Source organism: Dyella thiooxydans (assembly GCF_001641285.1).
Taxonomy (GTDB): Bacteria; Pseudomonadota; Gammaproteobacteria; order Xanthomonadales; family Rhodanobacteraceae; genus Dyella_A; species Dyella_A thiooxydans.
The window spans coordinates 3,662,151-3,685,871 of the sequence record NZ_CP014841.1 but is presented as its reverse complement, the minus strand read 5'-3'; the positions used below and the strand labels follow the sequence as shown (position 1 = coordinate 3,685,871).

18 protein-coding genes are annotated in these 23,721 nt (G+C 69.8%); 11 read left to right on the top strand and 7 right to left on the bottom strand.

Annotated elements, in window-relative coordinates:
- Nucleotides 1-38: 38 nt before the first annotated feature.
- Complete coding sequence (locus ATSB10_RS16540) at nucleotides 39-1,013, top strand: mitochondrial fission ELM1 family protein (protein ID WP_063674544.1); 975 nt, start codon at nucleotides 39-41, stop codon at nucleotides 1,011-1,013.
- Here ATSB10_RS16540 and glnE read toward each other — a convergent pair.
- The gene (gene glnE, locus ATSB10_RS16535) at nucleotides 1,010-3,856 is read right to left on the bottom strand and encodes a bifunctional [glutamate--ammonia ligase]-adenylyl-L-tyrosine phosphorylase/[glutamate--ammonia-ligase] adenylyltransferase (protein WP_063674545.1); all 2,847 of its coding nucleotides are present in this window, start codon (nucleotides 3,854-3,856) and stop codon (nucleotides 1,010-1,012) included. The genes ATSB10_RS16540 and glnE overlap by 4 nt on opposite strands.
- 114 nt (nucleotides 3,857-3,970) lie before the next feature.
- Between glnE and ATSB10_RS16530 the strand changes: the two genes are divergently transcribed.
- Nucleotides 3,971-5,860 (top strand): LTA synthase family protein, encoded by a 1,890-nt coding sequence (locus ATSB10_RS16530; RefSeq protein ID WP_063673827.1) that lies wholly within the window; start codon nucleotides 3,971-3,973, stop codon nucleotides 5,858-5,860.
- A gap of 45 nt (nucleotides 5,861-5,905) precedes the next feature.
- Here ATSB10_RS16530 and ATSB10_RS16525 read toward each other — a convergent pair whose 3' ends face one another.
- The 6 genes from ATSB10_RS16525 to groES form a co-directional block, all read right to left on the bottom strand.
- The gene (locus tag ATSB10_RS16525; RefSeq protein ID WP_063673826.1) at nucleotides 5,906-9,190 is read right to left on the bottom strand and encodes an autotransporter family protein; all 3,285 of its coding nucleotides are present in this window, start codon (nucleotides 9,188-9,190) and stop codon (nucleotides 5,906-5,908) included.
- A 136-nt stretch (nucleotides 9,191-9,326) separates the two neighbouring features.
- A complete protein-coding gene (locus ATSB10_RS16520; RefSeq protein WP_063673825.1) occupies nucleotides 9,327-11,687 on the bottom strand; it encodes a TonB-dependent siderophore receptor in 2,361 nt (786 codons plus the stop codon).
- Between the two features lie 65 nt (nucleotides 11,688-11,752).
- A complete protein-coding gene (locus ATSB10_RS16515) occupies nucleotides 11,753-12,724 on the bottom strand; it encodes a FecR family protein (protein WP_063673824.1) in 972 nt (323 codons plus the stop codon).
- Entirely contained in the window at nucleotides 12,724-13,278 is a 555-nt protein-coding gene (locus ATSB10_RS16510) for an RNA polymerase sigma factor (RefSeq protein ID WP_063673823.1), read from the bottom strand. Before ATSB10_RS16510 ends, ATSB10_RS16515 begins: the two co-directional genes overlap by 1 nt.
- 250 nt (nucleotides 13,279-13,528) lie before the next feature.
- On the bottom strand, nucleotides 13,529-15,172 hold the full coding sequence (groL, locus tag ATSB10_RS16505) for a chaperonin GroEL (protein ID WP_063673822.1): 1,644 nt from the start codon (nucleotides 15,170-15,172) through the stop codon (nucleotides 13,529-13,531).
- A gap of 53 nt (nucleotides 15,173-15,225) precedes the next feature.
- A complete protein-coding gene (gene groES / locus ATSB10_RS16500; RefSeq protein WP_049623107.1) occupies nucleotides 15,226-15,519 on the bottom strand; it encodes a co-chaperone GroES in 294 nt (97 codons plus the stop codon).
- 219 nt (nucleotides 15,520-15,738) lie between these two features.
- Between groES and cutA the strand changes: the two genes are divergently transcribed.
- The 9 genes from cutA (at nucleotide 15,739) to ATSB10_RS16455 (ending at nucleotide 23,698) form a co-directional block, all read left to right on the top strand.
- The gene (cutA, locus tag ATSB10_RS16495; protein WP_063673821.1) at nucleotides 15,739-16,095 is read left to right on the top strand and encodes a divalent-cation tolerance protein CutA; all 357 of its coding nucleotides are present in this window, start codon (nucleotides 15,739-15,741) and stop codon (nucleotides 16,093-16,095) included.
- 40 nt (nucleotides 16,096-16,135) lie between these two features.
- Nucleotides 16,136-18,289 (top strand): protein-disulfide reductase DsbD family protein, encoded by a 2,154-nt coding sequence (locus ATSB10_RS16490; protein WP_063673820.1) that lies wholly within the window; start codon nucleotides 16,136-16,138, stop codon nucleotides 18,287-18,289.
- Nucleotides 18,289-18,831, top strand: coding sequence for a TlpA family protein disulfide reductase (locus ATSB10_RS16485; RefSeq protein ID WP_063673819.1), 543 nt, complete (start codon nucleotides 18,289-18,291; stop codon nucleotides 18,829-18,831). The genes ATSB10_RS16490 and ATSB10_RS16485 overlap by 1 nt, the downstream gene beginning before the upstream one ends.
- Nucleotides 18,832-18,978: 147 nt before the next feature.
- A complete protein-coding gene (gene aroQ, locus ATSB10_RS16480) occupies nucleotides 18,979-19,440 on the top strand; it encodes a type II 3-dehydroquinate dehydratase (RefSeq protein WP_063673818.1) in 462 nt (153 codons plus the stop codon).
- Between the two features lie 72 nt (nucleotides 19,441-19,512).
- The gene (accB, locus tag ATSB10_RS16475) at nucleotides 19,513-19,980 is read left to right on the top strand and encodes an acetyl-CoA carboxylase biotin carboxyl carrier protein (RefSeq protein WP_063673817.1); all 468 of its coding nucleotides are present in this window, start codon (nucleotides 19,513-19,515) and stop codon (nucleotides 19,978-19,980) included.
- Nucleotides 19,981-19,999: 19 nt separating this feature from the next.
- Nucleotides 20,000-21,367 (top strand): acetyl-CoA carboxylase biotin carboxylase subunit, encoded by a 1,368-nt coding sequence (gene accC, locus ATSB10_RS16470; RefSeq protein ID WP_063673816.1) that lies wholly within the window; start codon nucleotides 20,000-20,002, stop codon nucleotides 21,365-21,367.
- A 103-nt stretch (nucleotides 21,368-21,470) separates the two neighbouring features.
- The gene (gene prmA / locus ATSB10_RS16465) at nucleotides 21,471-22,367 is read left to right on the top strand and encodes a 50S ribosomal protein L11 methyltransferase (RefSeq protein WP_063673815.1); all 897 of its coding nucleotides are present in this window, start codon (nucleotides 21,471-21,473) and stop codon (nucleotides 22,365-22,367) included.
- An 80-nt stretch (nucleotides 22,368-22,447) separates the two neighbouring features.
- Nucleotides 22,448-23,251 (top strand): zinc-ribbon and DUF3426 domain-containing protein, encoded by an 804-nt coding sequence (locus tag ATSB10_RS16460; RefSeq protein WP_063673814.1) that lies wholly within the window; start codon nucleotides 22,448-22,450, stop codon nucleotides 23,249-23,251.
- Between the two features lie 159 nt (nucleotides 23,252-23,410).
- Entirely contained in the window at nucleotides 23,411-23,698 is a 288-nt protein-coding gene (locus tag ATSB10_RS16455; protein ID WP_052329393.1) for a helix-turn-helix domain-containing protein, read from the top strand.
- Nucleotides 23,699-23,721: the final 23 nt, after the last annotated feature.

Here is a 23,721-nt window from a genome sequence, read left to right as displayed (position 1 = left end):
CTGTGCTCGATCCGGAAACAATCGCCGCGGCGACGCGCATGCTGAGGTCCGCGGGCGAATGCTGGGCGATCACCGACGACGCCGCCGGCAACCAGCGGCAGGCGCTCGCGCTGGCCGAGCGGCTGGCCATGCCCGTCCGCCACCTGGTGCTGGAGCCGCGCGCCCCCTGGTCGTGGTTCGCGCCACGCCTGCTCTCCGGCGGCCGGCTTGCCCTGCCCGCAGCGCAGCGTGAACTGTTCGCCCCACCGTGGCCAGTGGCCGCGATCGGCTGCGGTCGCGCCGCGGCGCTGTTCACGCGGATGCTGCGCAGACTCTCCGACGGTGACTGCTTCACCGTGCAGATCCTCGATCCGCGCATCGATCCGGGCGAATGGGACCTGGTCATCGCGCCACGGCACGACGAGCTCGCCGGCCCCAACGTGCTCCACCCGGTCGGCTCGCTGAATCCCGTCGACGACGCCTGGCTGGACGACGCCCGCGAGGCGTTTCCCGCCCTGGGCGAGCTGCCGGGGCCACGCCTCGGCGTGCTGCTCGGCGGTCCGCGGCGTGGCATCCCGATGGACGCCGGCTACGCCCGCGCGCTGGGCGACGCGGTGCGCCGGCAGATCGCCGGAAACGGCGGCAGCGCCATGGTGGTCGCATCGCGACGGACGCCCTCGTCGCTCTGCGATGCAGTGGGTCATGCCGTGCGCGACCTGCCCGGCCTGTTCTGGCGTGGTCCATCGGATGGGCCCAACCCCTACCCGGGCGTGCTCGGCTGGGCGAACCGGCTGCTGGTGACGCCGGACTCGGTCAACATGCTGAGCGAGGCCTGTGCGGTCGGCTGCCCGGTCGAAACACTGGCACCCGCTCCGCTGCCACCGCGCATCGCCAGCTTCCACCGGACCCTGCGCGACGGTGGCTGGCTCGGCGATGGCGGCCCTGCCGCCGGACCGCTGCGCGAAACCGCCACCCTCGCTGCCCGGGTGAGCCAGGCGATCCGTGCCCGGCACCCGGACATCGACGCCTCCTAGGATTCGAAGGCGAAACCCAGCGCACGCGTCACCGCCTGCACCGTGGCGACCCGCTGCATCAGCTCGGGCTCGCGTTCGCCGATGCGCGAGCGCAGGTCGAGTGTGCAGGTCAGCGCGCGCTGCAGCAGCTCGGCATGGGCATGCAGGAACACCTCCGCCTGGCCGGCATCGAGCAACGCTGCTTCGCGACAGGCTTCGATCAGGGCTGCATTGCTGGTCATCTCGAGCAGGCTCGGATGGCGCACCGCATGGGCGAGCACCAGTCCCTGCAGGGCGAACTCGATGTCGAGCAGGCCACCCGGCCCCTGCTTCAGGTCGAAGCGTGACGGGTCCGAACGATCGCGTTCGGCGCGCCAGCGGCGACGCATGCTCGACACTTCGTCGTACACCACGTCCACATCGCGCGCGATCGCCAGGATCTCCCGCCGAAGCGCCGCCAGGTCGGCATGCAACGCGACGTCGCCGGCCACCGGCCGCGCACGCAGCAGGGCCTGATGCTCCCAGGTCCAGGCGCGCCCCCGTTGATAGGCGGCGAACGCATCGAAGCTGGATACCAGCAGGCCCTTGGAGCCATCCGGGCGCAGCCGGGTATCGACTTCGTACAGGCGTCCGGCGCGGGTCATCACGGTGAGCCAGTTCATCACCCGCTGCGCCAGCCGCTGGTACCAGCGCGAGCCTTCCAGCGGCCGGGCACCATCGCTCATCGCCTGCGCGCGACGGCCGTCATAGACGAACACCAGGTCGAGATCCGAGGCGAAACCCAGCTCTTCGCCGCCCAGGCTGCCGTAGCCCAGCACCGCGAAGCCCGAGCCCGAGCCCGGCAATCTTCCATGCTGGGCAGCGAGTTCGCGCTCGGCCAGCGCGGTCACCGCCACCACCACCGATTCGGCCAGCGCGGCCAGCCGGCGCGCGGTCGACACCGCGTCGGCACGCCCGTCGCTGAAGGCCAGGCCCAGCCGGAACGCCACGCTGGCCTTGAACTCGTTGATGCGATCGAGCTCGGCCTCGGCCTCGCGCTCGTCGAGCGTCGACAGCACACGGGCGATCTCCGCGCTGATGTCGGCGCGCTTGAGCGGCAGTTGGTCGATCCGCGGATCGAGCACGTCGTCCAGCAGCAGCGGCTGGGCGATCACCCGCTCGGCGAGGAAGGCCCGGTCGGCGAACAGCCGTGCCAGCCGCCGCCGCGCCGCCGGCTGCTCCTCCAGCAGCGCCAGATAGGACGAGCGCCGCGCCACCGCCTGCACCAGTTGCACCAGCCGCAGCAGGCAGGCCACCGGCGCGGCGGTCTGCCGCGCAGCGATCAGCAGCTGCGGCATCACCCGGTCCAGCCGCTCGCGCGAACCGGGCGACATCGCCTTCACGTTGGAGCCCTGGGGCAGTTTCACCAGCGCCTCGGCCGCGGCGTCGCCGGGCACGAAGCCGGAACCTTCCATCGCCGCCGGCTCCAACGTGCCGGCGCAGGCGTCGTGCCACAGCCGGGTGTCGGCGACCGGGGCGCTGGCGGCGCGTCCGCCCTGCGGCATCAGCACCGCGGCGAACTCCTCGCTGACCACGGCCCGGTGACGCGCCAGCTCGGCGGCCAGCGACAGCCAGTCGTGATGGCCCAGGCCACGGGCGATCCGCTCGCGGCTGAGCGCGTCCTCGGGAATGTCGTGGGTCTGCGCGTCGCGCAGCATCTGCACCCGGTTCTCCACCCGACGCAGGCAGAAGTACGCCTCGCGCAGGGCGCGTGCGCGGGCCGCCGGGATGTGTCCGCGTGCCTCGCAGGCGGTGAGCGCCGGCAGCAGTCCGCGCACGCGCAGGGTCGGCTCGCGGCCGCCGCGGATCAGCTGGGTGAGCTGCACGATGAACTCAATCTCGCGGATGCCGCCCGGACCGAGCTTGAGGTTGTCGGCCAGGTCCTTCCGGGCCACCTCCGCGTCGATCAGCGCCTTCATCTCGCGCAGCCCGGCGAACGCCGTGTAGTCGAGGTACTTGCGATAGACGAACGGGCGCAGCAGCTCCTGCAATTGCTTGCCTGCCACGCGGTCGCCGGCGACCGGGCGTGCCTTGATCCAGGCATAGCGCTCCCAGTCGCGTCCCTCGCTCTGGTAGTACTGCTCCATCGCGGCGAACGGCAGCGCCAGCCGCCCGGCCGTGCCGAACGGGCGCAGGCGCAGATCGACCCGGGCGCAGATCCCGTCGACGGTCGGCTCGTTGAGCAGGCGTACCAGCTGGCGCACCAGCCGCACGAAGTATTCGCTGTTGTCCAGGCTGCGCGAACCGTCACTCTGGCCTCCCTGCGGATAGGCCATCACCAGGTCGATGTCGGAGGAGAAGTTCAGCTCGCTGCCGCCGAGCTTGCCGAAACCGACCACGACCAGCCGCTGCAGGCTGCCGTCGGCTCCGCGCGGCTGGCCGTAGCGGCCGGCCAGCATCTGCTCGGACCAGGCCAGCGCCCGGTCAAGCAGCACCTCGTACAACACGCTGGTGTCGGCCAGCGTGGTTGGCACGTCGTCCAGGTCGTTGACGTCGCGGAACACCAGCCGCAGCGACTCGGCCCGGCGGAACCGGCGCAGCAGCGACAGCGTTTCGGCCTCGTCCACCGGCAGACGCAAGGCCTCGCCGCGCGACGCCGCGTCGGAAGAGGAGCGCAGGCGTTCCAGCCCCGCCGGGGCGAGCAGTTGCGGCTGGCTGCGCCAGACTTCGAACGCAAAGTCGCTGGCCAGCAGGGTGCGCCGGATGCGCTCGGCGACACCGGCATCGTCCTGCACGGCCACGCCCGCGCTGCGGCAGGCCGCCACCAGCTGGGCATAGCGATCGTCGATCAGCGCCTGCAGCGCGGTGGATTCGGGAGCATTCATGGCGACCATTGTGCCGCAGCAACCGACGCCGACCGGCGATCCGGCCCCATGCCGGCGGTTCATCTGGACGGCGTTACATTCGTGCGTCCAGATCGTGACATCTTACGGACAGCCATGAACCCCTCTCCGGATCGCCCGGTTCGCCTGCGCCCCGCCTGGCAGAAAGCCCTGGCGCTGGCGGTCATGGTGCTGGCGTTCACCCTGCTCACCGGCACCATCGACGGTGGTGTCGGCGTGGTACCGCGACGGCTGCTGGATCAGCCGTTCTACGTGTTCGCCAATGCACTGCCGGGCCTGCTGCTGGCGTTCACCCTGCTGGCACTGACCCGCCGCGCATTGCTGTCCTTCGGCCTGGCGCTGGCCGCCGAGGGGCTGGTGTACGCGGTGAATGGGCTGAAGGTCGACAACCTCGGCACTCCGCTGATTCCGGCGGACTTCCACATGCTCGGCCAGCTCGACAAGGGCGGCATGCACGTGCTGGGCGCCTATCTGCCGCACAGTCCGTGGCCTTACCTGGCGATCGTCGCCGCCATCGCACTGGTGGTGGCGCTCTGGCGGCTCGAGCCGGCCTTGCTGGCCAGACGGCCGCGCTCGCCCAGGATGGCCGCAGGCGCCGTTTCGTTCGTCCTGCTGGCGACGCTGCTGGCCGGCACCCCGGCCTGGGCGAAGCTCTACAACGGACGCACGCTGTGGCTGGAGCCGTGGTCGGCCAGCTCGACCGCCACCCACTCGGGCCTGGTCAGCTCGCTGATGATCTACCACCTGCAGTACGGCAAGCACGACCGCAAGCCCGACCCCAGCGCCGCGCGCGAGCTGATCGGCCGCAACGACGACGCGCTACGGCAGGAGCTGCAGACGCCGGCCGCCGATGGCGCGCAGCCGGACATCGTGGTGGTGCAGAGCGAATCGTTCTTCGATCCGCGCATCCTCAAGGGCTACCAGCATGCCGACCTGACCCCGAACCTGGATCGCCTGGCCCGCCACGGCATCAGCGGCGCGCTGCACGTGCCGACCTTCGGCGGCGGCACCATCCGCACCGAGTTCGAGGTGCTTACCGGGTTGTCGCTGCGCTACTTCCGCAACCTGCAGTTCCCCTACCTGCAGCTCAACGCCAAGGTGGTGCCGAGCCTGGTGCGCACGCTGCGCGCGCATGGTTACGAGACGGTGGCGATCCACGGCAACGACCCGTCGTTCTGGAACCGCACCAGCGCATTCAAGGCGATCGGCTTCGACCGTTTCGTCTCGCAGTCGTCGTTTCCGGCCAGCGCCACCAACGACGGCCAGTACATGGCCGACCGCGGCATGACCGACGAGATCCTGACCCAGCTGAAAGACAGCGGCCCGCCGCAGTTCCTGTTCGCGATCAGCATCGAGGCGCACGGTCCGTACGACACGGTGCCTGCCGATCCGGCCGCGCGCGACGCGATCCCGGTGCCGGCCGGCATCACCGGCAAGGACAAGCTGGAATTGCAGAACTACCTCTACCACATCGGCCACGCCGACCAGGAACTGGGGCGCCTGGCCGCTGCGCTGGCCCGGCGCGACCGGCCGACCCTGCTGATGTTCTACGGCGACCATCTGCCCGCGCTCAGCGGGGTGTTCCAGACCGACGGCTTCGTCGATGGCGGCGACATGCTGGGCGAGCCCGGCACCTGGCTGCTGGTCGACCCGCGCAAGGCGATGACACCGCAGCACGTGGACACCGCCTCGTGGATGCTGCCTGGCCGTCTGTTGCAGGCGGCCGGCATCCACGATGCCTACTTCGCGCTCACCCAGGTGGTCGGTCCGGACCTTGCGGCGCTGACCCGCGCGCCCGATGCACCGCCGCCGCCGGAAGACGCTCAGGAGCGCCAGACCGACCACGAGATGTCCGATGTCGCGCTGCTCCGCCTGGACGGCAAGCTGGAAGCACTGCTTCCGCAGCAGCAGCTGGCCACGTCCCCGGCCACGAACGCGCCGCCGCCGCACGGACCGTCCGACGGCAGCGTCGGCGCCACGCAATGAACGCACTCGTCCGGTCGGCGATCCGCCGACCGGACGAGCCACGGCTCAGAGCCTCCAGACGATCCCGCCCCGGACGGCACCGTCCACGCTGCGATGGCCGAGCAGGCCGTCGTACGCCAGGGTGAGGGTGGTGCTGCGCGACAGCGGCAAAGCCAAGTCCGCGTCCAGCACCATCGCATCGCGCGCCATCGGCACGCCGTCGACGACGAAGCTCGAGCTGCCTTCGAACGCCACCGCCGCATCCGGCCGCATCCGGCCGAAGCCGTGGCGCCAGCCCAACTGCACGTGCGCGTCGAGCACGCTGTGGCGGAAGGCGAAGCGGGTGCCCGCGCGAGCGCCCAGCGTGCCATAGGCCACCACATCGTCCTGCCCCTGCACGGCCAGGGCGGACGCACCGCCGCGCTCGGCAAAGGCGGGGCTGGCCAGGCGCACGTAGGCCGCGCGGGCAAACGGCTCCAGCGCCACGCCGTGCCACGAGACCCGGCGGCCCACTTCGGCAAACGCCTGCGAGGTGGTCGCGCGACCGTGCGCGAACAGGCGCTCGGAGAGACCGGTGAAGGCGACGGTGCGTGCCGCGTCGAACCGGTGCCAGCTGAAGGCGAGACCGCCGCGCAGACGCCAGTCGCCGCGCTGCTGCCCGGCGTAGAAGCCCAGGTGCGTGTCGTCGCTGCGGTCGGTGCCGGCGCGGCTGGGCACGCGCAGCGAGGTGCGGGTATAGCCCGCCATCGCACCGATGCGGGATGCCTCGCCCACCGGCAGGTCGCCACCGACCATCGCGCCGCCCAGCGAGCGGGCTGCGCCGGCCGCGTTGCCGTCGCCGGCACGGTGACCCCAGGCGCCGAGCACCTGGCCCCACGCGGTGAAGCCGTGGCTGCCCGGCGTACCGGTCGCGGGGCCGGCGGCAAGGTCGTCGCCACTGGCCTGCACCAGTCGGCTATCGGCCGCATCGCGGATGAAGCGGCTGTCGTCGAGCAGGGTGCCTCGAAAACTCGGATGGATGTCGCCGGAAAGCGCATCGCCCGCGTTGCGGATCGCGGCATCGGTCGGCTGGTTGGCGACCGCGGTGAACACCGGGTTGGCAACGGCAAGCGTCTGCAGGCCACCGAGCACGGCGCGCTGGTTCCGGGTCCCGTCGATGCTGGCGAGGCTGCGCTGCTGGACCACATCGAGATAGACGTGATCGGCATCGTAGGCAGGCGCCACGCCGAGCACCGCGCTGACCGCACCGTTGCCGGCCAGGGTATACCGCCCCTGCACGCCCCGCCCCGCGCTCAGCACGGTGTAGCGCGCGCCAGCCTGATAGAACCGGCCGGGCACAGAGGGTGCCGCTCCGAGCAGGGCCCCGGCGGCCAGGTACGCCGAACCGTCGACGGCGATGCCGGCGGCGGCGTCCGGCTGGCTGGCCAGCGGCTGCACGCGGAGGGTCGCCCCGGCGGACTGGCGGTAATCCCCTGCGCCGAGCAGGCCCCTTCCATCCGGTGCGATGCCGCCGGCGCTGGCCAGCAGATCGCCGCCGATCCGGCCCTGTCCGGCAAGGATGCCGCTGCTGTCCAGGCCACCGCCGATGTCGCCACTGTCGTTCAGCAGTCCCTGGTTCACCACCGAGCCACCGATACGGCCCTGGTTGTCCAGCACGCCGAGGTTGAGGACTCCGCTGGCCAGCGAGCCGGTCAGCAGCAGTTCGCCACGGGCCGCCACCCCGGTCGTCCCGGTGTAGGTGTTGCTGCCGCTGAGTTGTTGACGCCCTCCCGCGACCACCAGGGCACCACCGCCCGTACCGCTCAGGCCACCATCGGCGAGACGGCCGGTGAAGTTGCCCGAGGCCCCGGTCAGCATCAGCACGTTGCTGCCGAGCAGCACCTCGCCGCCACCGGAAAGCGACGCCAGCTCGGTGGCTTGCGCGGTACGCGAGATGTCCAGCGCCCCATCGACCTGCGCGCCCGATGACTGCGCGATGCTGCCCGGCCCGGCCAGCCCCAGCCAGCCGCCGCGCTCGACCAAGGTCGCGCCGGTGTAGGTATTACTGCCGCTGAGGTTGGCCACGCCACCGCCCGCCACGGTGAAGGCGCCGCTGCCGGAGATGGTGCCGGCCAACCCCAGCGGCCCCATCGCGGCGGTCGCGGTGAATGCCGCGGTGATGGGGGCATCGGTCACGTAGAACGGGGTGTAGCCGGTCGACTGGTTGGCCAGGTCGTACATCACCGCGTTGTGCATGAAGAAGCTGATGCCGTAGATCGCACTGCTCGGGAAGCCGCCGTAGGGGCCCAGCGTGACCACGTTGCTGTAGTCGCCGCTGGCATCGTTGCCGGTGGTGATCGAGGCGGGCAAGGCACCGTGCGCAGCCCCGGTCACCGTGAGGGTGATGCCCGGGTTCTCGTCGCCATAGGGATTGAGATGGCCCGCAGCGGTCTCGCCGGCGACCAGGCCCACGCCGTTGTCGATCAGCATGATGTTCGGCGTGCCGGTATCGAACAGCGTGGGAAGCACTGCCGTGGAGGTGTGCCTGCCATCGCTCAGTGCGTACACGAACTGAGTGTCGAACTGGCTGGCCGAGGGCGCCCCGGACAGCGCGAATTGGCCCTGTGCGCCACCGCTCCAGGACACCACGCTGAGGAACTGTGCCCGCAACGCGGGCGTCAGGCCAAGGATCATGCAACCCTGGCCGCACTGGCCCGGCACGCCGGCACCGCCGTTGGCCTCGACGATGTAGCCGCTCTTGGTAAGCATGCCCGGCACGCCGTTGCCGAAGTCGCCGGCACCGAAGGTGCCGTAGAACGCCCCCTCTTCCGGCGCCTTGCCGTCGGCGAGGTTCTTCTGGAAGTCGGTGTCGATCTTGAGCGTCACGTTGCCGACGGTGCCGACCGGATCGCCGGTGGCGGTGGAGCTCACCCAGGCGTAGTTGACGGCGACCGGCGCGCCGGCGGCAGTGCCGAAGCTGCCCACCCGCGTGCCGGAGCCACTGTTGTAGAACTGCATGCTGGACACGGTCGTGGAGGACTGCAGGTAGCCGTAGCTGCCGTCGCCGTACAGGTAGAACTGCAGCGGCCCGGTGCTGGCGCCGGCCTCGTTGGGAAACCAGTCGGGCGAGCTGCCCTGCAGGGCGCCCAGGCCCACGTCGATGTTGAACGAGTCGGAGCCGGTGTCGAACAGGTACTCCTTCGGGGCAGCGCCGTTGACGCCCACGTTGATGCCCAGGCGGTAGCCGTACTGGCCGTTGCCGTAGTCCTGCCTGATCACGTCCAGCGGCACGTCGGTGGTCTGTGCCCAGACGTGGGACGCGAACGCGTACGCCAGTGCGATGGCCAATGGCCGGTATGCAATCTTGCTCACCCCTGTCTCCCCGGTTTCTGTCTTGACGGTCTCGCCGGGCCCAGGCGGGCCCGACGAAAGGGACCGGCTGCCGCACGGGCAACCGGCCCCTTCGCTCACAGGACGTGCGAGCGCGGGGAAACGGAAATGGCGGGCGTCAGAAGTCGACGCTGCCGCTGAGACGCAGCCGGGTGCGGGTGCGCACGGGCACGAATGTCTCGTCGAAATCGGCGGCATAGAGCCTTCGACCGAACAGATTGGCAGCCCCGAGGGCGACCCGCCAGCGCGGGGTGCGATAGGACAGGGCAAGATCGAACTCGGCCTGCCCGGGTACGCGATACCGGGTGCTGAAGTCCGAACTCTGTCCCAGCGAACGGCTGCGTGCGTGGACCCCGCCACCGATACCCCAGCCCCGCAGCCATGCCCCCCGGAACCGGTAATCCAGCCACAGGTCCAGGCGCTGTCGCGGCGCACCGGGGGCCGCGGTCCCGTCGCTGTTGGCGATGCGCGCGCGGGTGTAGCCCAGGCTGGCGTCCAGTCCGCTGGCGAGGCGCCCGACCAGTTCCACCTCCGCACCGCGGTTGGTCTGACCCGGCCCGAGCGAGGCGAAGCCCGGTTGCTGCACGGACACCAGCAGGTAACTGTGATCGAGCCGGATGCGATAGGCCGCAACGGTCAGCCGCGCCCGATGGTCGAACAGCTCGAACTTGGCACCGGCCTCCACCTGGCGGGACAGCGCCGGCGGCAACAGGCGACCGTCGCTGCCCAGGTAGGATAGCGACTGGAATCCGCTGGCCACGCTGGCGTAAAGCGTCGCTCCCGGCATGGGCTCGAAGGCCACGCCGGCATCCGGCACCCATCGCACGCGGCGCAGTCGTACGGTCCGCCCCTGCGCATCCACGGCGAATACCTCGTAGGCGGATCGCCGGGCCGTGGCGATCAGGTTCCAGCGCTGGCCGATCGCCCATTGATCCTGCACGAACAGCCCGGTATCGGTCTGCCAGGGCGAACCCGGCTGTGGCTGATCGTCGGCGGGCGTGAGAACGGACGCAGCCGGAGGCAGGGTGGCGGTCCCGTTGAAGTCGAAGAACGGGTTGCTGTCCAGGCCGACGCGGTCCTCGATGTGGCCGACGTGGGCGCGTGCATAGTCCAGCCCCAGCGTCACCGTGTGCTCGGTCGCGGCGGTGGTGAACGTGCCGATCAGGTCGTTCTGCAACGAAGCGTAGGCGTCGCCGTAGCGGTACTGCTGGGCGATCGCCAGCACCTGTCCGCCGGGCTGCGGGTCGGTCAGCGTCCATGCCGATGAGGCGTTGCGCTGCCGTACGTATTGGCCGCGGCTGCGCCAGGTCCAGCGCGCGTCGAGCTGGCGGTCGAACAGGTAGTAGAGACGGCTGGTGCGATAGCTGGCGTAGTCACCCGGGTAGCCCGGCAGCACGCCAAACGGCGAGGCCTGCGAAAGGCTCCCGCCAAGCAGCACCAGATGATCCGGCACCGGCAGGCGGTTGGCGATGCGCTGGTAGCCCACCACCAACCGGCTGCGTTCGTCCTGCCAGGCGATCGAGGGAGCGAGGTAGCCGTTGCGACGGTTGCGATACCCCTGGACCGAATGGTCGGTATAGCCGCCGTACGCGATCAGGCGGTAGGCGAATCCGGGATGTCCATGCAGCGGCCCGGTCAGGTCCACGCCGAGGCTGGTCCGACCGCCGCCGTCGAGCGCGTACTGCAGCACGCGTGCCGGACGGTCCTGCGGTTGTTTCAGGGTGACATTGAGCAGACCGCCGAAGGTGTTGCCGGTGCTGTCGCCGAGGATCGACTGCGGCCCCTTGAACACCTCCACCCGGTCCAGCCCGATCAACGGTGGCAGGTCACCCGATCCGGCGATGCTGCTGGGCATGCCGTCGATCAGCCCGTTGCCGGTATCGAAGCCGCGGATCCGGAACGACGGCAAGCCACCGGCGCCGGCGATCGCCTGCACCCCGGCGACGTTGCGCACCACGTCGGCCACGCTCTGCGCCTGCTGGGCGTCCATCAAGTCGCGGGTGATCACGCTGACCGACTGCGGCACGTCGATCAGCGCCGCGTCGTCACGCGCCGCGGTGCTGGTCAGCATGGCCAGGAAGCCACGATCCCTGGCTACCATCGCGTCGGCCTCCACCGGCGCCAGTTCGCGGGTTGGCGGCGATGCAGGCCGCGAAGCGGCGCGCGCAGCCAGTGGCGTCACCGCCACGGTGTTCGCGCCGCTGAACGAGAAGCCGAGCCCGGTGCCCTGCAGCAGATCCGCCAGCGCGACCTCCGACCCGAGGCAACCGCGGACACCCGGCGAGCGCACCCGCGCCACGGCGGCACCGTCGGTGAGCACCTGCAGGTTGGACTGCCGGCCGAATGCGATGAGCGCCGTGGCCAATGGCTGCGCGGGCACGTCGAAGTGGCGGCATGCGGTGGAAGGGACCGCCGCACAAAGCCGGGGCAGCCCGATCAGCAGGCTGCCCAGCAGCCAGCACGCCCTTGCCCTCCCCATGTGCCCCCGCGCTCCCCGGCGAAAGTCGGCAGTGTGGCATGGGCTGCCCGCCCCGGCGACAGATGTCAGCGTGGCCTGCGGTCGCTCCCGGTGCGCTCGAGCACGGTCGAGCCGGCCTGCTGGCGCACCACCACCGGCAAGACCTGCGGCAGCGTGCGCAGCCACTCGTCAATGGCATCGGTGCGCACGGTGCCGGTGAAGGTCAATGCCTCCAACCGGGCATCGCCGATACGCAGCGGGGACGGCCGATAGCGATTGATGTTGGCCACCACCACCGGCAACGGCTCATTGTCGAAGTCCAGCCGGCCGTCGCGCCAGGTGGCAACCTGGGCCGGATCGATCGCGATCACCTGCATCGCCGGATGCGCGGGATCGAAGCGGATGGCCTGGCCGGCGCCGGCCTCCAGGCTGCCTCCATGCCCGTCGGCCACGCGCACGCGACCCTCGGCCACGGAGATGGTCACTTGCTCACCGGTGCGGCGCACGTCGAACGCGGTACCGATGTCCTGGATCGTCACCACGCCCGCGCGCACCAGGAACGGTCGCCGGGGGTCGTGCACGACGCGGAAGAGAGCCTCGCCGCGCTCCAGCTCGACCGCGCGCCGTCCGTCGTCCAGCCGGGTGCGGAGTGCCGTGGCTGCGCCGAGGACGATCTGCGAGCCGTCGGCCAGGCGGATCTCCAGGCGAGCACCGATCCCGCTGGCATAACGTTGTGTGGTGCTGCCGCGATCCGGCCAGGCGAGATAGCCAAGCCCCACCGCCAGCAGAACGGCCGCGGCGGCGGCCAACGGCACCCAGCGCGGGCGCACGCGCGCGGGAGCGAACTCGGCCACCAGCCGGGCCCGGGTCACTGCGCCGGCTTGCCCGAGCCGCTCGGCCATTTCGCCGATCTGTTCGAAGGCCGACAGGTGACTGGCATCCTGGTCGATCCAAGCCAGCCACTCCTCGGTCGTGCGCTCGCCGGCATCGGCGGCGCGCAGGCGCATCCACCAGTCGGCGGCCGTGCGCAGGGTCTGTTCGTGGGCGGGACGGGGCATCAGGGGTTCTCCGGTTCGTCCACCCGTGCCCGGCAATGGGCGAGGGCACGGGTGACGTGGTAGCGCACCATGCGCTCGGTGATCCGCATGTCGCGGGCGATCGCGCCGACGTCGCGGCCGTCGATCATGTGGGCGACAAACGCCCGGGCGGTCTTCGCGGGCAGTTCGCGCAACGCTGCGGCCAGCTGGTGCAGGCGCTCGCCAGCCTCGGCCGTGCGCTCCGGCACCGGTGCAAGATGCAGTGCCGGCTCCTCCGGCTCGAACGCATGGGTGGCGCGCACCTGGCGCATCCGCAGCCGGTCCACCGCGAGATTCGAAGCGATCCGGAACAGATACGCCCGCAGCGAATCCACTGCCTCCGGATGCTCCAGCGTCACCAGTCGCACATAGGCTTCCTGCGCCACCTCCTGTGCGTCGGCGAGCGAGTCGAGCCGGCAGCGAAGGAACGCCACGAGCGCGCGGTTGTGCTCGCGGAACAGCTCGGCCACGCGCAGTGCATGTGCCGGATCGGGCGATTCCCGCATGGTGCCGCGATCGTGATCTGGCGTATGCATGGGCGGTGTCCGGTGTTCATCCGGGTTCGGCAGGGGCCTGCCGATGGTAGCCATCGCCGGATCTGGCGGCATGGTTCCCGCCATTCCGGCGTCAGCGAAAGACAAGGCACTCTCCCGAGGCATGCATGGAGCATCCGTGTGGTGACTGCCTGCATGACGTTCGAGCCGGGCCAAACGGAAATCACCCCCCGGAAAAAGAAAACCCCGCCTTGTGGCGGGGTTTTCGGGGTACTGCGATGGCAAACCGGACTTAGAAGTCCATGCCACCCATGCCACCCATGCCGCCGGCCGGGCCGTGGGCGTGGGCTTCTTCCTTCTTCGGCACTTCGGTCACGGCCGCTTCGGTCGTGATGATCGAGCCGGCCACCGAGGCGGCGAACTGCAGCGCCGAACGGGTCACCTTGGTCGGATCCAGGATGCCGAAGGCGATCATGTCGCCGAACTCGCCGGTGGCGGCGTTGTAGCCGAAGTTGCCCTGGCCTTCCTTCACCTTGTTGAGCACCACGCTCGGCTCTTCACCGGCGTTCGCCACGATGGCGCGCAGCGGGGCCTCGAGCGCGCGACGGGTGATCGCGATGCCCAGGTCCTGGTCGGCGTTGGCGCCCTTCAGGCCCTCGACCGCCTTCAGCGAGCGGATCAGCGCCACGCCGCCGCCCGGCACCACGCCCTCTTCCACCGCCGCACGGGTCGCGTGCAGGGCGTCTTCGACGCGCGCCTTCTTTTCCTTCATCTCGACTTCGGTGGCGGCACCGACCTTGATGACGGCCACGCCGCCGGCCAGCTTGGCCACGCGCTCCTGCAGCTTCTCGCGGTCGTAGTCGGAGGAGGTCTCCTCGATCTGCGCCTTGATCTGCGCGATGCGGGCCTGGATCTTGTCGGCCTCACCGGCGCCGTCGATGATGGTCGAATTCTCCTTGGTGATCACGACCTTCTTGGCGCGGCCGAGATCGGCGATGGTCGCCTTCTCGAGCGACAGGCCGACTTCCTCGGAGATCACCTGGCCGTTGGTCAGGATCGCCATGTCTTCCAGCATCGCCTTGCGACGGTCGCCGAAGCCCGGCGCCTTCACGGCGGCGACCTTCACGATGCCGCGGATGGTGTTGACCACCAGGGTCGCCAGCGCCTCGCCTTCCACTTCCTCGGCGACGATCAGCAGCGGCTTGCCGGCCTTGGCCACGCCCTCGAGAATCGGCAGCAGCTCGCGAACGTTGGAGACCTTCTTGTCGTGCAGCAGGATGAACGGGTCATCCAGCTCGACCTGCTGGCTCTGCTGGTTGTTGATGAAGTACGGCGACAGGTAGCCGCGGTCGAACTGCATGCCCTCGACCACGTCCAGCTCGTTCTCCAGGCCCGAGCCTTCCTCGACCGTGATCACGCCTTCCTTGCCGACCTTCTTCATCGCGGTGGCGATGATCTCGCCGATCGCCGCGTCGGAGTTGGCCGAGATGGTGCCGACCTGGGCGATCGCCTTGTCGTCGGTGGTCGGGTTGGAGAGCTTCTTCAGCTCGCCGACCGCGGCGACCACGGCCTGGTCGATGCCGCGCTTGAGGTCCATCGGGTTCATGCCGGCGGCGACGGCCTTGAGGCCTTCCTGGATGAACGCCTGGGCCAACACGGTGGCGGTGGTGGTGCCGTCACCGGCCACGTCGGAGGTCTTGGACGCGGCTTCCTTGACGATCTGCGCGCCGATGTTCTCGTACTTGTCGGCCAGCTCGATCTCCTTGGCCACGGACACGCCGTCCTTGGTCACGGTCGGAGCGCCGAAGCTCTTCTCGAGCACGACGTTGCGGCCCTTCGGGCCGAGGGTGACCTTGACCGCGTTGGCCAGGGTGTTGACACCCTTGAGCATGCGGGCGCGGACGTCTTCGCTGAAGCGGACTTCTTTGGCTGCCATCTTTGTATTCCTCGAAATTCAGTGGGTTTGGCGAGAGATGCGGGAGAGGCCGATCAGCCTTCGATCACCGCGACGATGTCGTCTTCCTTGAGGAAGACCAGCTCTTCGCCGTCGATCTTGATTTCCTGGCCGGCGTACTTGCCGAACAGCACGACGTCGCCTTCCTTCAGGCTCATCGGGCGGACGTTGCCGTCCTCGAGGATGCGGCCGGTACCGGCGGCGATCACCTTGCCGCGGGTCGGCTTCTCGGTGGCGCTATCGGGGATCACGATACCGCCGGCGGAGACGCGCTCCTCTTCCAGGCGCTTGACGATGACGCGATCGTGCAGCGGACGCAGTTTGCTCATGGGTGGCTCCAGCTCACTTTGGATGGTTGAGGAAAAAGGCCCGGTCCGATGCCGTTGTTAGCACTCGGTACCGATGAGTGCCAATTCTAGCGATGCATGAACCCCATGCAAGGCCCGGGCGGCTCGCTGCCAAGTTGGGACGTAACCCCGCCATCTCAAGGGGCGAACACCCCAGTGCCGCCTGCTAGGCTGCATTTTCCGTTCTCGCCCTCACCCGCCATGCCCGATGACGTCCTGGTCTGCCTGAGCACCTGTCCCGGAGCCGAAACCGCCCGGGCGCTGGCCGAGACGCTGGTGGCCGAGGGTCTGGCCGCCTGCGTGAACCAGTTGCCCGGGGCGATTTCCACCTATGCGTGGCAGGGCCGCCTGCACTCCGATCCGGAGGTGCTGCTGGTCATCAAGACCACCGCCGGCCGCTTCGAGGCGCTGCGGGAGCGGCTGGTCGCCCTGCATCCGTACGAGGTACCCGAACTGGTCGCCCTGCCGGTGGTCGATGGTCACGCAACCTACCTGGACTGGGTGCGCGCCCACGCCGCGGTCGGGGGCGACGGCCCCGCGCCCTCCCCTGCCCCATAATCCCGGTTCGCTCTCCGCGAACCGAAACGCTGGAAACGTGATGCGATTGATCAACCCGGGGCGGCTCGTCGCCCGCCTCCTTCTCGCCGCGCTGTCGCTGTCCGTCGGCCCCGCGATGGCCCAGGACGCCTCCAGCCTGCTGCCGGTCACCGAGGCCTACAAGCTCAGCGCCGACGCCAGCCAGCCCGACGTACTCAAGCTGCACTGGGACATTGCCCAGGACTACTACCTCTATCGCGGGCGGATGAAGTTCACCGCCGGCGACGGCATCACCCTCGGTACCGCGCAGTTGCCCGATGGCGACAAGCACCACGACGAATACCTCGGCGACGTCGAGACCTATCACCACGGCATCGACGCCCGCCTGCCCTATACCGCGGCCGCGGGCGCCACGAGGCTGCAGGTGGCGGTGCAGTTCCAGGGCTGCCATGAGGTGGACCCGAAGATCTGCTACCCGCCGCATACCGAGAAGCTGGACCTGCCGCTGCCGGCGGCCGCCACCGGCGGCACCGGCCCGGCCGGCTTCGGCGCCACCTTCGGCAAGCTGGGCGCGACCGGTGCGCCGGGCACGCCACTGCCGCCGGAACAGGCATTCCGCCTGGAGGCCGTGGCGACGGCCCCGGATCGACTGCTGCTGCGCTGGTCCATGCCGCACGGCTATTACCTGTATCGCGACAAGACCGAACTCTCCGCGCCCGGCACCACCGGCCTGAAGCTGCAACCGGCCTGGCCGGCCGGCACGCATCACCAGGACGACTACCAAGGCGAGACGGTCATCTACTACGACGAGGTGGACGTCCCGGTCGGCATCGCCGGCGACCTGGGCGGTCGCCATCAGCTCAGCGTGCAGGCGCGCTTCCAGGGCTGCCAGGACGGTGGCATCTGCTACCCGGTCATGACCCGCACGCTCCAGGTGTCGCTGCCCGCCGCCCAGGCATCGGCAGCTACCGGTGCGACTGGCGGCGATACCGGCCCCGCCGCCCCGCACGACGGGCTGCTGCTCGCCCTGCTGCTCGCCTTGGGCGGCGGCCTGGTGCTCAACCTCATGCCCTGCGTACTGCCGGTGCTGTCGATCAAGGCGGTGAGCCTGCTGGAAAGCGGCGAGAGCCCGGCCCGCGCGCGTCGTCACGCGCTGACCTACACCGCCGGCGTGATGAGCAGCTTCGCCGTGCTCGGCGTGGCGATCGTCGGCCTGCGCGCGGCCGGCCACGCGCTGGGCTGGGGCGCCCAGCTGCAGCAGCCGCTGGTGGTGGCGGTGCTCGCTTGCGTGATGTTCGCGGTCGGCCTGTCGATGTCCGGCGTGGTGCAGTTCGGGGCTTCGCTGGGCAACACCGGCGCCGGGCTGGCCAGCCGGTCCGGCCCGGCCGGCGACTTCTTCACCGGCGTGCTCGCCGTGGTGGTCGCCAGCCCCTGCACCGCACCGTTCATGGGCAGCGCATTGGCGTACGCCTTCGCCGCGCCGGTCGCCGCCGCACTCGCCGTGTTCCTGATGCTCGGCGTGGGTCTGGCGCTGCCGTTCCTGCTGGTGGGCTTCGTGCCGTCGCTGGCGCGCCGCCTGCCGCGGCCGGGTCGCTGGATGGAGACGCTCAAGCAGGTGCTGGCGTTCCCGATGTACCTCACCGCCGTGTGGCTGGCCTGGGTGCTGGCGCATCAGCGCGGCGCCGACGCGATCGGTCTGCTGCTGGTGGCGATGGTGTTGCTGGCGATGGCACTGTGGTGGTTCGAGCGTAGTCGCGGCGGCCGTCCGGCCAGCCGCTTGCTGGTGCTGCTGCTGGCGGTAGCGACCGTGGTGCCGCTCTACTACCTCGCCCATGTGCCGCCGCCGTCGGCCACACCGGTGGCGACCGAGGGGGTGGTGGCCTACTCCCCAACGAAGCTGGCCGAGCTGCGCAACGCCGGCACGCCGGTGTTCGTCGACATGACCGCCGACTGGTGCGTCACCTGCAAGGCCAACGAGCACACCGTGCTCGATACCGACCGCTTCCACGACCTGCTCCAGCGCACCGGCGCGGTCTACATGAAGGGCGACTGGACCGACGTGAACCCGACCATCGCCGCCTTCCTGCAGCGCTACCACTCACCCGGCGTGCCGCTGTACGTGGTGTTCCCGAAGGGCGGCGGCGAGGGCAAGGTGCTGCCGACCGTGCTCACCTCCGGCATCGTCGAGCAGGCCCTGACCGAGGCGAGCCGCTGATGTTCACTCGCCAGACCTGGATCGTGCTGCTGGTCGCCACGCTGTTTGCCGCCGCCGGCGGCTGGCTGCAGCATCGCAGCCGGCTGGCCCGCGTGCCGGCCGGCGTGCATGTGGCGGCGATCGGCGACATCGCTCCCGACCTTGCCCTGATGGGCACCGATGGCCGCCAGCACCGGCTGTCCGACTACCGCGGCAAGCGCGTGCTGCTGAATTTCTGGGCGAGCTGGTGCGGCCCCTGCCTGGAAGAGATGCCGGCGCTGGCGCAGGCCGCCCGGCAGCATGCCGGTACCGCGACGGTGATCGGCATCGCGATGGACGATCCGGCCCGCGCCCGCGCCTTCCTCGCCGCACACCCGGTGGATTACCCGACCCTGCTCGGCGAGCTGGCCTCGCCCAGCACCTCGCTGCGTTTCGGCGATACGGCGCAGGTGCTGCCGTACAGCGCCCTGCTGGATGCGGACGGGCGCCTGCTCGCCACGCGCCGCGGCCCGCTGGACGCGACGACGCTGGCGCGCTGGCTCGGCGGCGGCCCGGTGGACTGAACTCGATTGGCCACATACGTCCGCGCACGGTTTAACGCGGACTTCTCCGTCAAACATCGCCGATCTGCGCCGAACTGGACAACTCGTATCGGTGCGATCACACTGCGGCGCTTCCGGACCCGTTCCGACCTTGGCGAAGGCAGCCGCATGGCGAAGATCCTGGCCCTGCACGGCCCCAACCTGAACCTGCTGGGTGTGCGCGAGCCAGACATCTACGGCCGCGAGACGCTGGCCGATATCAACGCCGGCCTGGCCGAGCAGGCGCAGGCAGCCGGGCACGAGCTGAGCTGGTACCAGTCCAACGCCGAGCACGAGCTGATCGGCCGCATCCACCAGGCACGCGACGACCAGACCGCGCTGATCCTGTGCAACGCCGGCGCATTCACCCACACCAGCATCGCCCTGCGCGACGCGTTCGCTGCCGTGGCGATCCCCTTCATCGAGGTGCACCTGTCCAACGTGCACGCCCGCGAACCGTTCCGCCATCACTCCTACCTGGCGGACATCGCCGTCGGTGTGGTCAGCGGCTTCGGCAGCGACAGCTACCGGCTGGCGCTGGATGCCGCGATCCGTCGGCTGGCCCGACCCGAGGCCGACACGCCGCGCTGAGCGCGGCGGTTCGGATTCCGTTTTTCCTTTCCAGCCGCCTGCGGGCGGTAACCCTGCAAAAAGGTTTGTCTTATGGACCTGCGCAAGATCAAGAAGCTCATCGACCTGCTCGAGGAGTCCAACCTCGCCGAACTGGAAATCAAGGAGGGCGAGGAAGTCGTCCGCCTGTCGCGCGTGCCCAAGGGCGGCATCACCGTGGCCGCCCCGGCACCGGCGGCAATGCCGGTCGCGGCGCCTGCTCCGGCGGCCCCGGTGGCCGCCGCCCCGGCAGCCGACGCGGCGCCTGCCGCCGACGCGCTGCCGGCCGGCCATGTGGTCAAGGCGCCGATGGTCGGCACCTTCTACGCCTCCTCCACCCCGGGTGCCCCGGCGTTCGTGAAGGTCGGCCAGCAGGTCAAGCAGGGCGAGACGATCGGCATCATCGAGGCGATGAAGATGTTCAACCAGATCGAAGCCGACGTCGGCGGCACGGTGCAGGCCATCCTGGTCGAGAACGGCCAGCCGGTGGAATTCGACCAGCCGATGTTCGTCATCGCCTGATCCGGCAGGACATATTCCGATGCTAGAAAAAGTCGTCATTGCCAACCGCGGCGAGATCGCGCTGCGCGTGCTGCGCGCCTGCCACAGCCTTGGCATCAAGACGGTCGCAGTGCACTCCACCGCCGACCGAAACCTCAAGCACGTGGGCCTGGCCGACGAGGCGATCTGCATCGGTCCGGCGCCATCGACCGACAGCTACCTCAACATCCCGCGCATCATCGCCGCGGCGGAGATCACCGACGCCCAGGCGATCCACCCGGGCTACGGCTTCCTCTCCGAGCGCGCCGACTTCGCCGAGCAGGTGGAGCAGTCCGGCTTCATCTTCATTGGCCCGACCGCCGACGTGATCCGCCTGATGGGCGACAAGGTCGAGGCGATCAAGGCGATGAAGGCGGCCGGCGTGCCCTGCGTGCCGGGCTCCGGCGGCCCGCTGGGCGAAGACAATGAAGAGAACATGCGCATCGCGCGCGAGATCGGCTACCCGGTGATCATCAAGGCCGCCGGCGGCGGCGGCGGCCGCGGCATGCGCGTGGTGCGCACCGAGGCGCACCTGGGCAATGCCATCACCATGACCAAGCAGGAGGCCAAGGCAGCCTTCGGCAACGACATGGTGTACATGGAGAAATTCCTGGAGAACCCGCGCCACGTGGAGATCCAGGTGCTGGCCGACGGCCAGGGCAACGCGATCCACCTGGGTGAGCGCGACTGCTCGATGCAGCGCCGCCACCAGAAGGTGGTGGAGGAGGCGCCGGCGCCAGGCATCACCCCGGAGCTGCGCGAGCAGATCGGCAAGGTCTGCGTGGATGCCTGCATCCGCATCGGCTACCGCGGCGCCGGCACCTTCGAGTTCCTGTTCGAGAACGGCCGCTTCTACTTCATCGAGATGAACACCCGCATCCAGGTCGAGCATCCGGTGACCGAGCTGATCACCGGGATCGACCTCGTGCGCGAGCAGCTGCTGATCGCCGGTGGCGAGAAGCTGTCGATCCGGCAGGAGGACATCAAGATCACCGGCCACGCGATCGAGTGCCGCATCAACGCGGAGGACCCGGACAACTTCATGCCCTCGCCCGGCACGGTGAAGCGCTTCGAGGCTCCGGGCGGCCCGGGCGTGCGCGTGGATACCCACCTGTACGACGGCTACCGCATCCCGCCGAACTACGACTCAATGATCGGCAAGCTGATCGTGCACGGGCGTGATCGCGCCACCGCCATCGCGCGCATGCGCCTGGCGCTGGCCGAGACGGTGATCGAAGGGGTGAAGTGCAACATCCCGCTGCAGCAGCGCATCATGGCCGACGTCGGCTTCCAGCAGGGCGGGCAGAACATCCACTACCTGGAAAAGCGCATGGCCGAGCAGAAGGGCCATCCGCCCGCGGATCACTGACGCAACCCTGTAGGAGCGCACCCTTTGCGCGAACGCTCTCGATCATCGATCTAGGAGAAGCGTTCGCGCACAGGGTGCGCTCCTACCGTTTTCTGGACACACCATGCCCTTCCTCGAACTCTCCCTCACCGTCCGCGCCGAACAGCAGCCCCAGGTCGAGGAGGCGCTGGAGGAGCTCGGCGCGCTGTCCATCACCCTGCGCGACGCCGATGCGGAAACGCCCGACGAGCAGGCGATCTTCGAACCCGGCGTGGGCGAGCTGCCGCTGTGGCCGACGATCACGCTGAACGCGCTGTTCGAGGCCGACACCGACCGCCGCGGCCTGGGCGAGGCGGTGGCCGAGCTGCTGCCCTGGGTGGAACCGGACCAGCTCGCCTTCACCGACGTCGAAGACCAGGACTGGGAGCGCGCCTGGATGGACCAGTTCCAGCCGATGGCCTTCGGCCGTCGGACCTGGATCTATCCGTGGAACATCGAGCCACCGGCCGACGACGCCCTCGTGGTGGTGCGGCTCGATCCGGGCCTGGCCTTCGGCAGCGGCACCCACCCCACCACGGCGCTGTGCCTGGAGTGGCTGGACTCGCTCGACCTCACCGGCAGGACGGTGACCGACTTCGGCTGCGGTTCCGGCATCCTCGCCATCGCCGCACTCAAGCTCGGCGCCGCCAGCGCGGTCGGCGTGGACAACGATCCGCAAGCGCTCACTGCCTCGCTCGACAATGCCGAGCGCAACGGCGTGGCGGAACGTCTCAGCGTTTGCCTGCCGGAAGATTTCCACGCCCCGCCGGCCGACGTGTTCGTCGCCAACATCCTGGCCGGACCGCTGTGCGAACTGGCACCGACCTTCGCCGCCGCGGCGAAGCCGGGTGCGCCGTTCGCCATCTCCGGCATCCTGGACGGCCAGCAGGACGAACTGCTCGCGCGCTACGCCGAATGGTTCGACGAACTGCGCGTGGACCGGCGCGAGGACTGGGTCCGCATCAGCGGGCGCCGCCGCTGAGCCACCGGTTCTGCGCAATGCCCCGATGATTTGTCGCCGCCGCTGCACTAGGCTGGCGGCACTTCGCCGCGCCGGTCCGCATGTACACCCAGTGCCCTGACTGCCTCACCGTCTTCTCGCTCGACGCCGACGCCCTGATGCCGGCGGGTGGGCACGTGCAATGCGGACATTGCCAGACGGTGTTCGATGCGCTCGCCTGCATCGCCAGCCAGCTACCACCCGAACCCTTCCAGCGCCTGGCGCCGCCGGCCGTGGCCGGCCCTCCGCCCCAGCTGGAGCTGGCCGTGTATCGGCCACGCCCCGAGCCGGAGGCCGTGGTGGGGGCGAACGGACTTCCCGTCGCCTGGCAGGACCAGGACATCGCCCCGCGCTTCGCCCGGCGGCGGCGACGCAGCGCATCGGACGACGGTCTGGGGGAGCGCCGATGGCCCTGGGTGACGGTGTGTCTGCTGCTGACGCTGCTGCTCGGCGCCCAGGTCGCATGGGCCCAGCGCAACACCCTGTTGTCGGATCCGGTGACCGGCCCCTGGCTGCGGCAGGCGTGCACCGTCCTTGGCTGTCGGCTGCCACTGGTGCGCAGTGTGCAGCAGATGCACCTGATCGCCCGCGACGTGGAGGCGCACCCCAGCGTCAAGGGCGCACTGATGATCAGCGCCACGTTCCGCAACGATGCCCCGTTCGCCCAGCCCTATCCGATCATCACCCTCGTGCTGTCCGATCCGCAGGGGCATCACGTGGCGATGCGCCGCCTGCGACCGTCCGAGTACCTGGACGACAGTGAAAGCCTGCGCGCCGGCATGGCGCCCGGCGCGACCACCGCCGTCGTGCTGGAGGTCGAGGATCCCGGCCGCAGGGCCGTGGCGTTCGAGTTCGGCTTCGAATAGTCAAGGGCGCCACGCACTTAATTTTGCACCCCGGCGCGAGTACACTCGGTGCCTTCGCGCAGCAGGTCGTTCGACATCGGCTGCCTGCCGCTTCCGCGGCAACCACCAATCAGATCGAGGCGACGGCCGATGCAGCCGTCGCCCTAGGACGTGAGGGATATGCCTTTGAATGCCGTGAGACTGCCTGTCCCAGAGGCCGGCCGGGATGCCTCGTCGCAGAGCGCGCTGAGCGAGTGTGTCGCGCGCACCGTGCGTCGCTACCTCGCCGACATCGGTGACACGGAATGCAGCGAGGGGCTGCACGCGCTGGTGATCCACGAGGTCGAGGGGCCGCTCCTGCGCGAGGTGATGGCGTTCCATGAAGGCAACCAGAGCCGCGCGGCCACCGCGCTGGGCATCAACCGCGCCACGCTGCGCAAGAAGCTGGCCCAGCACGGCCTGCTCTGACCTTCGGCAAGCCGCCGCGCGAT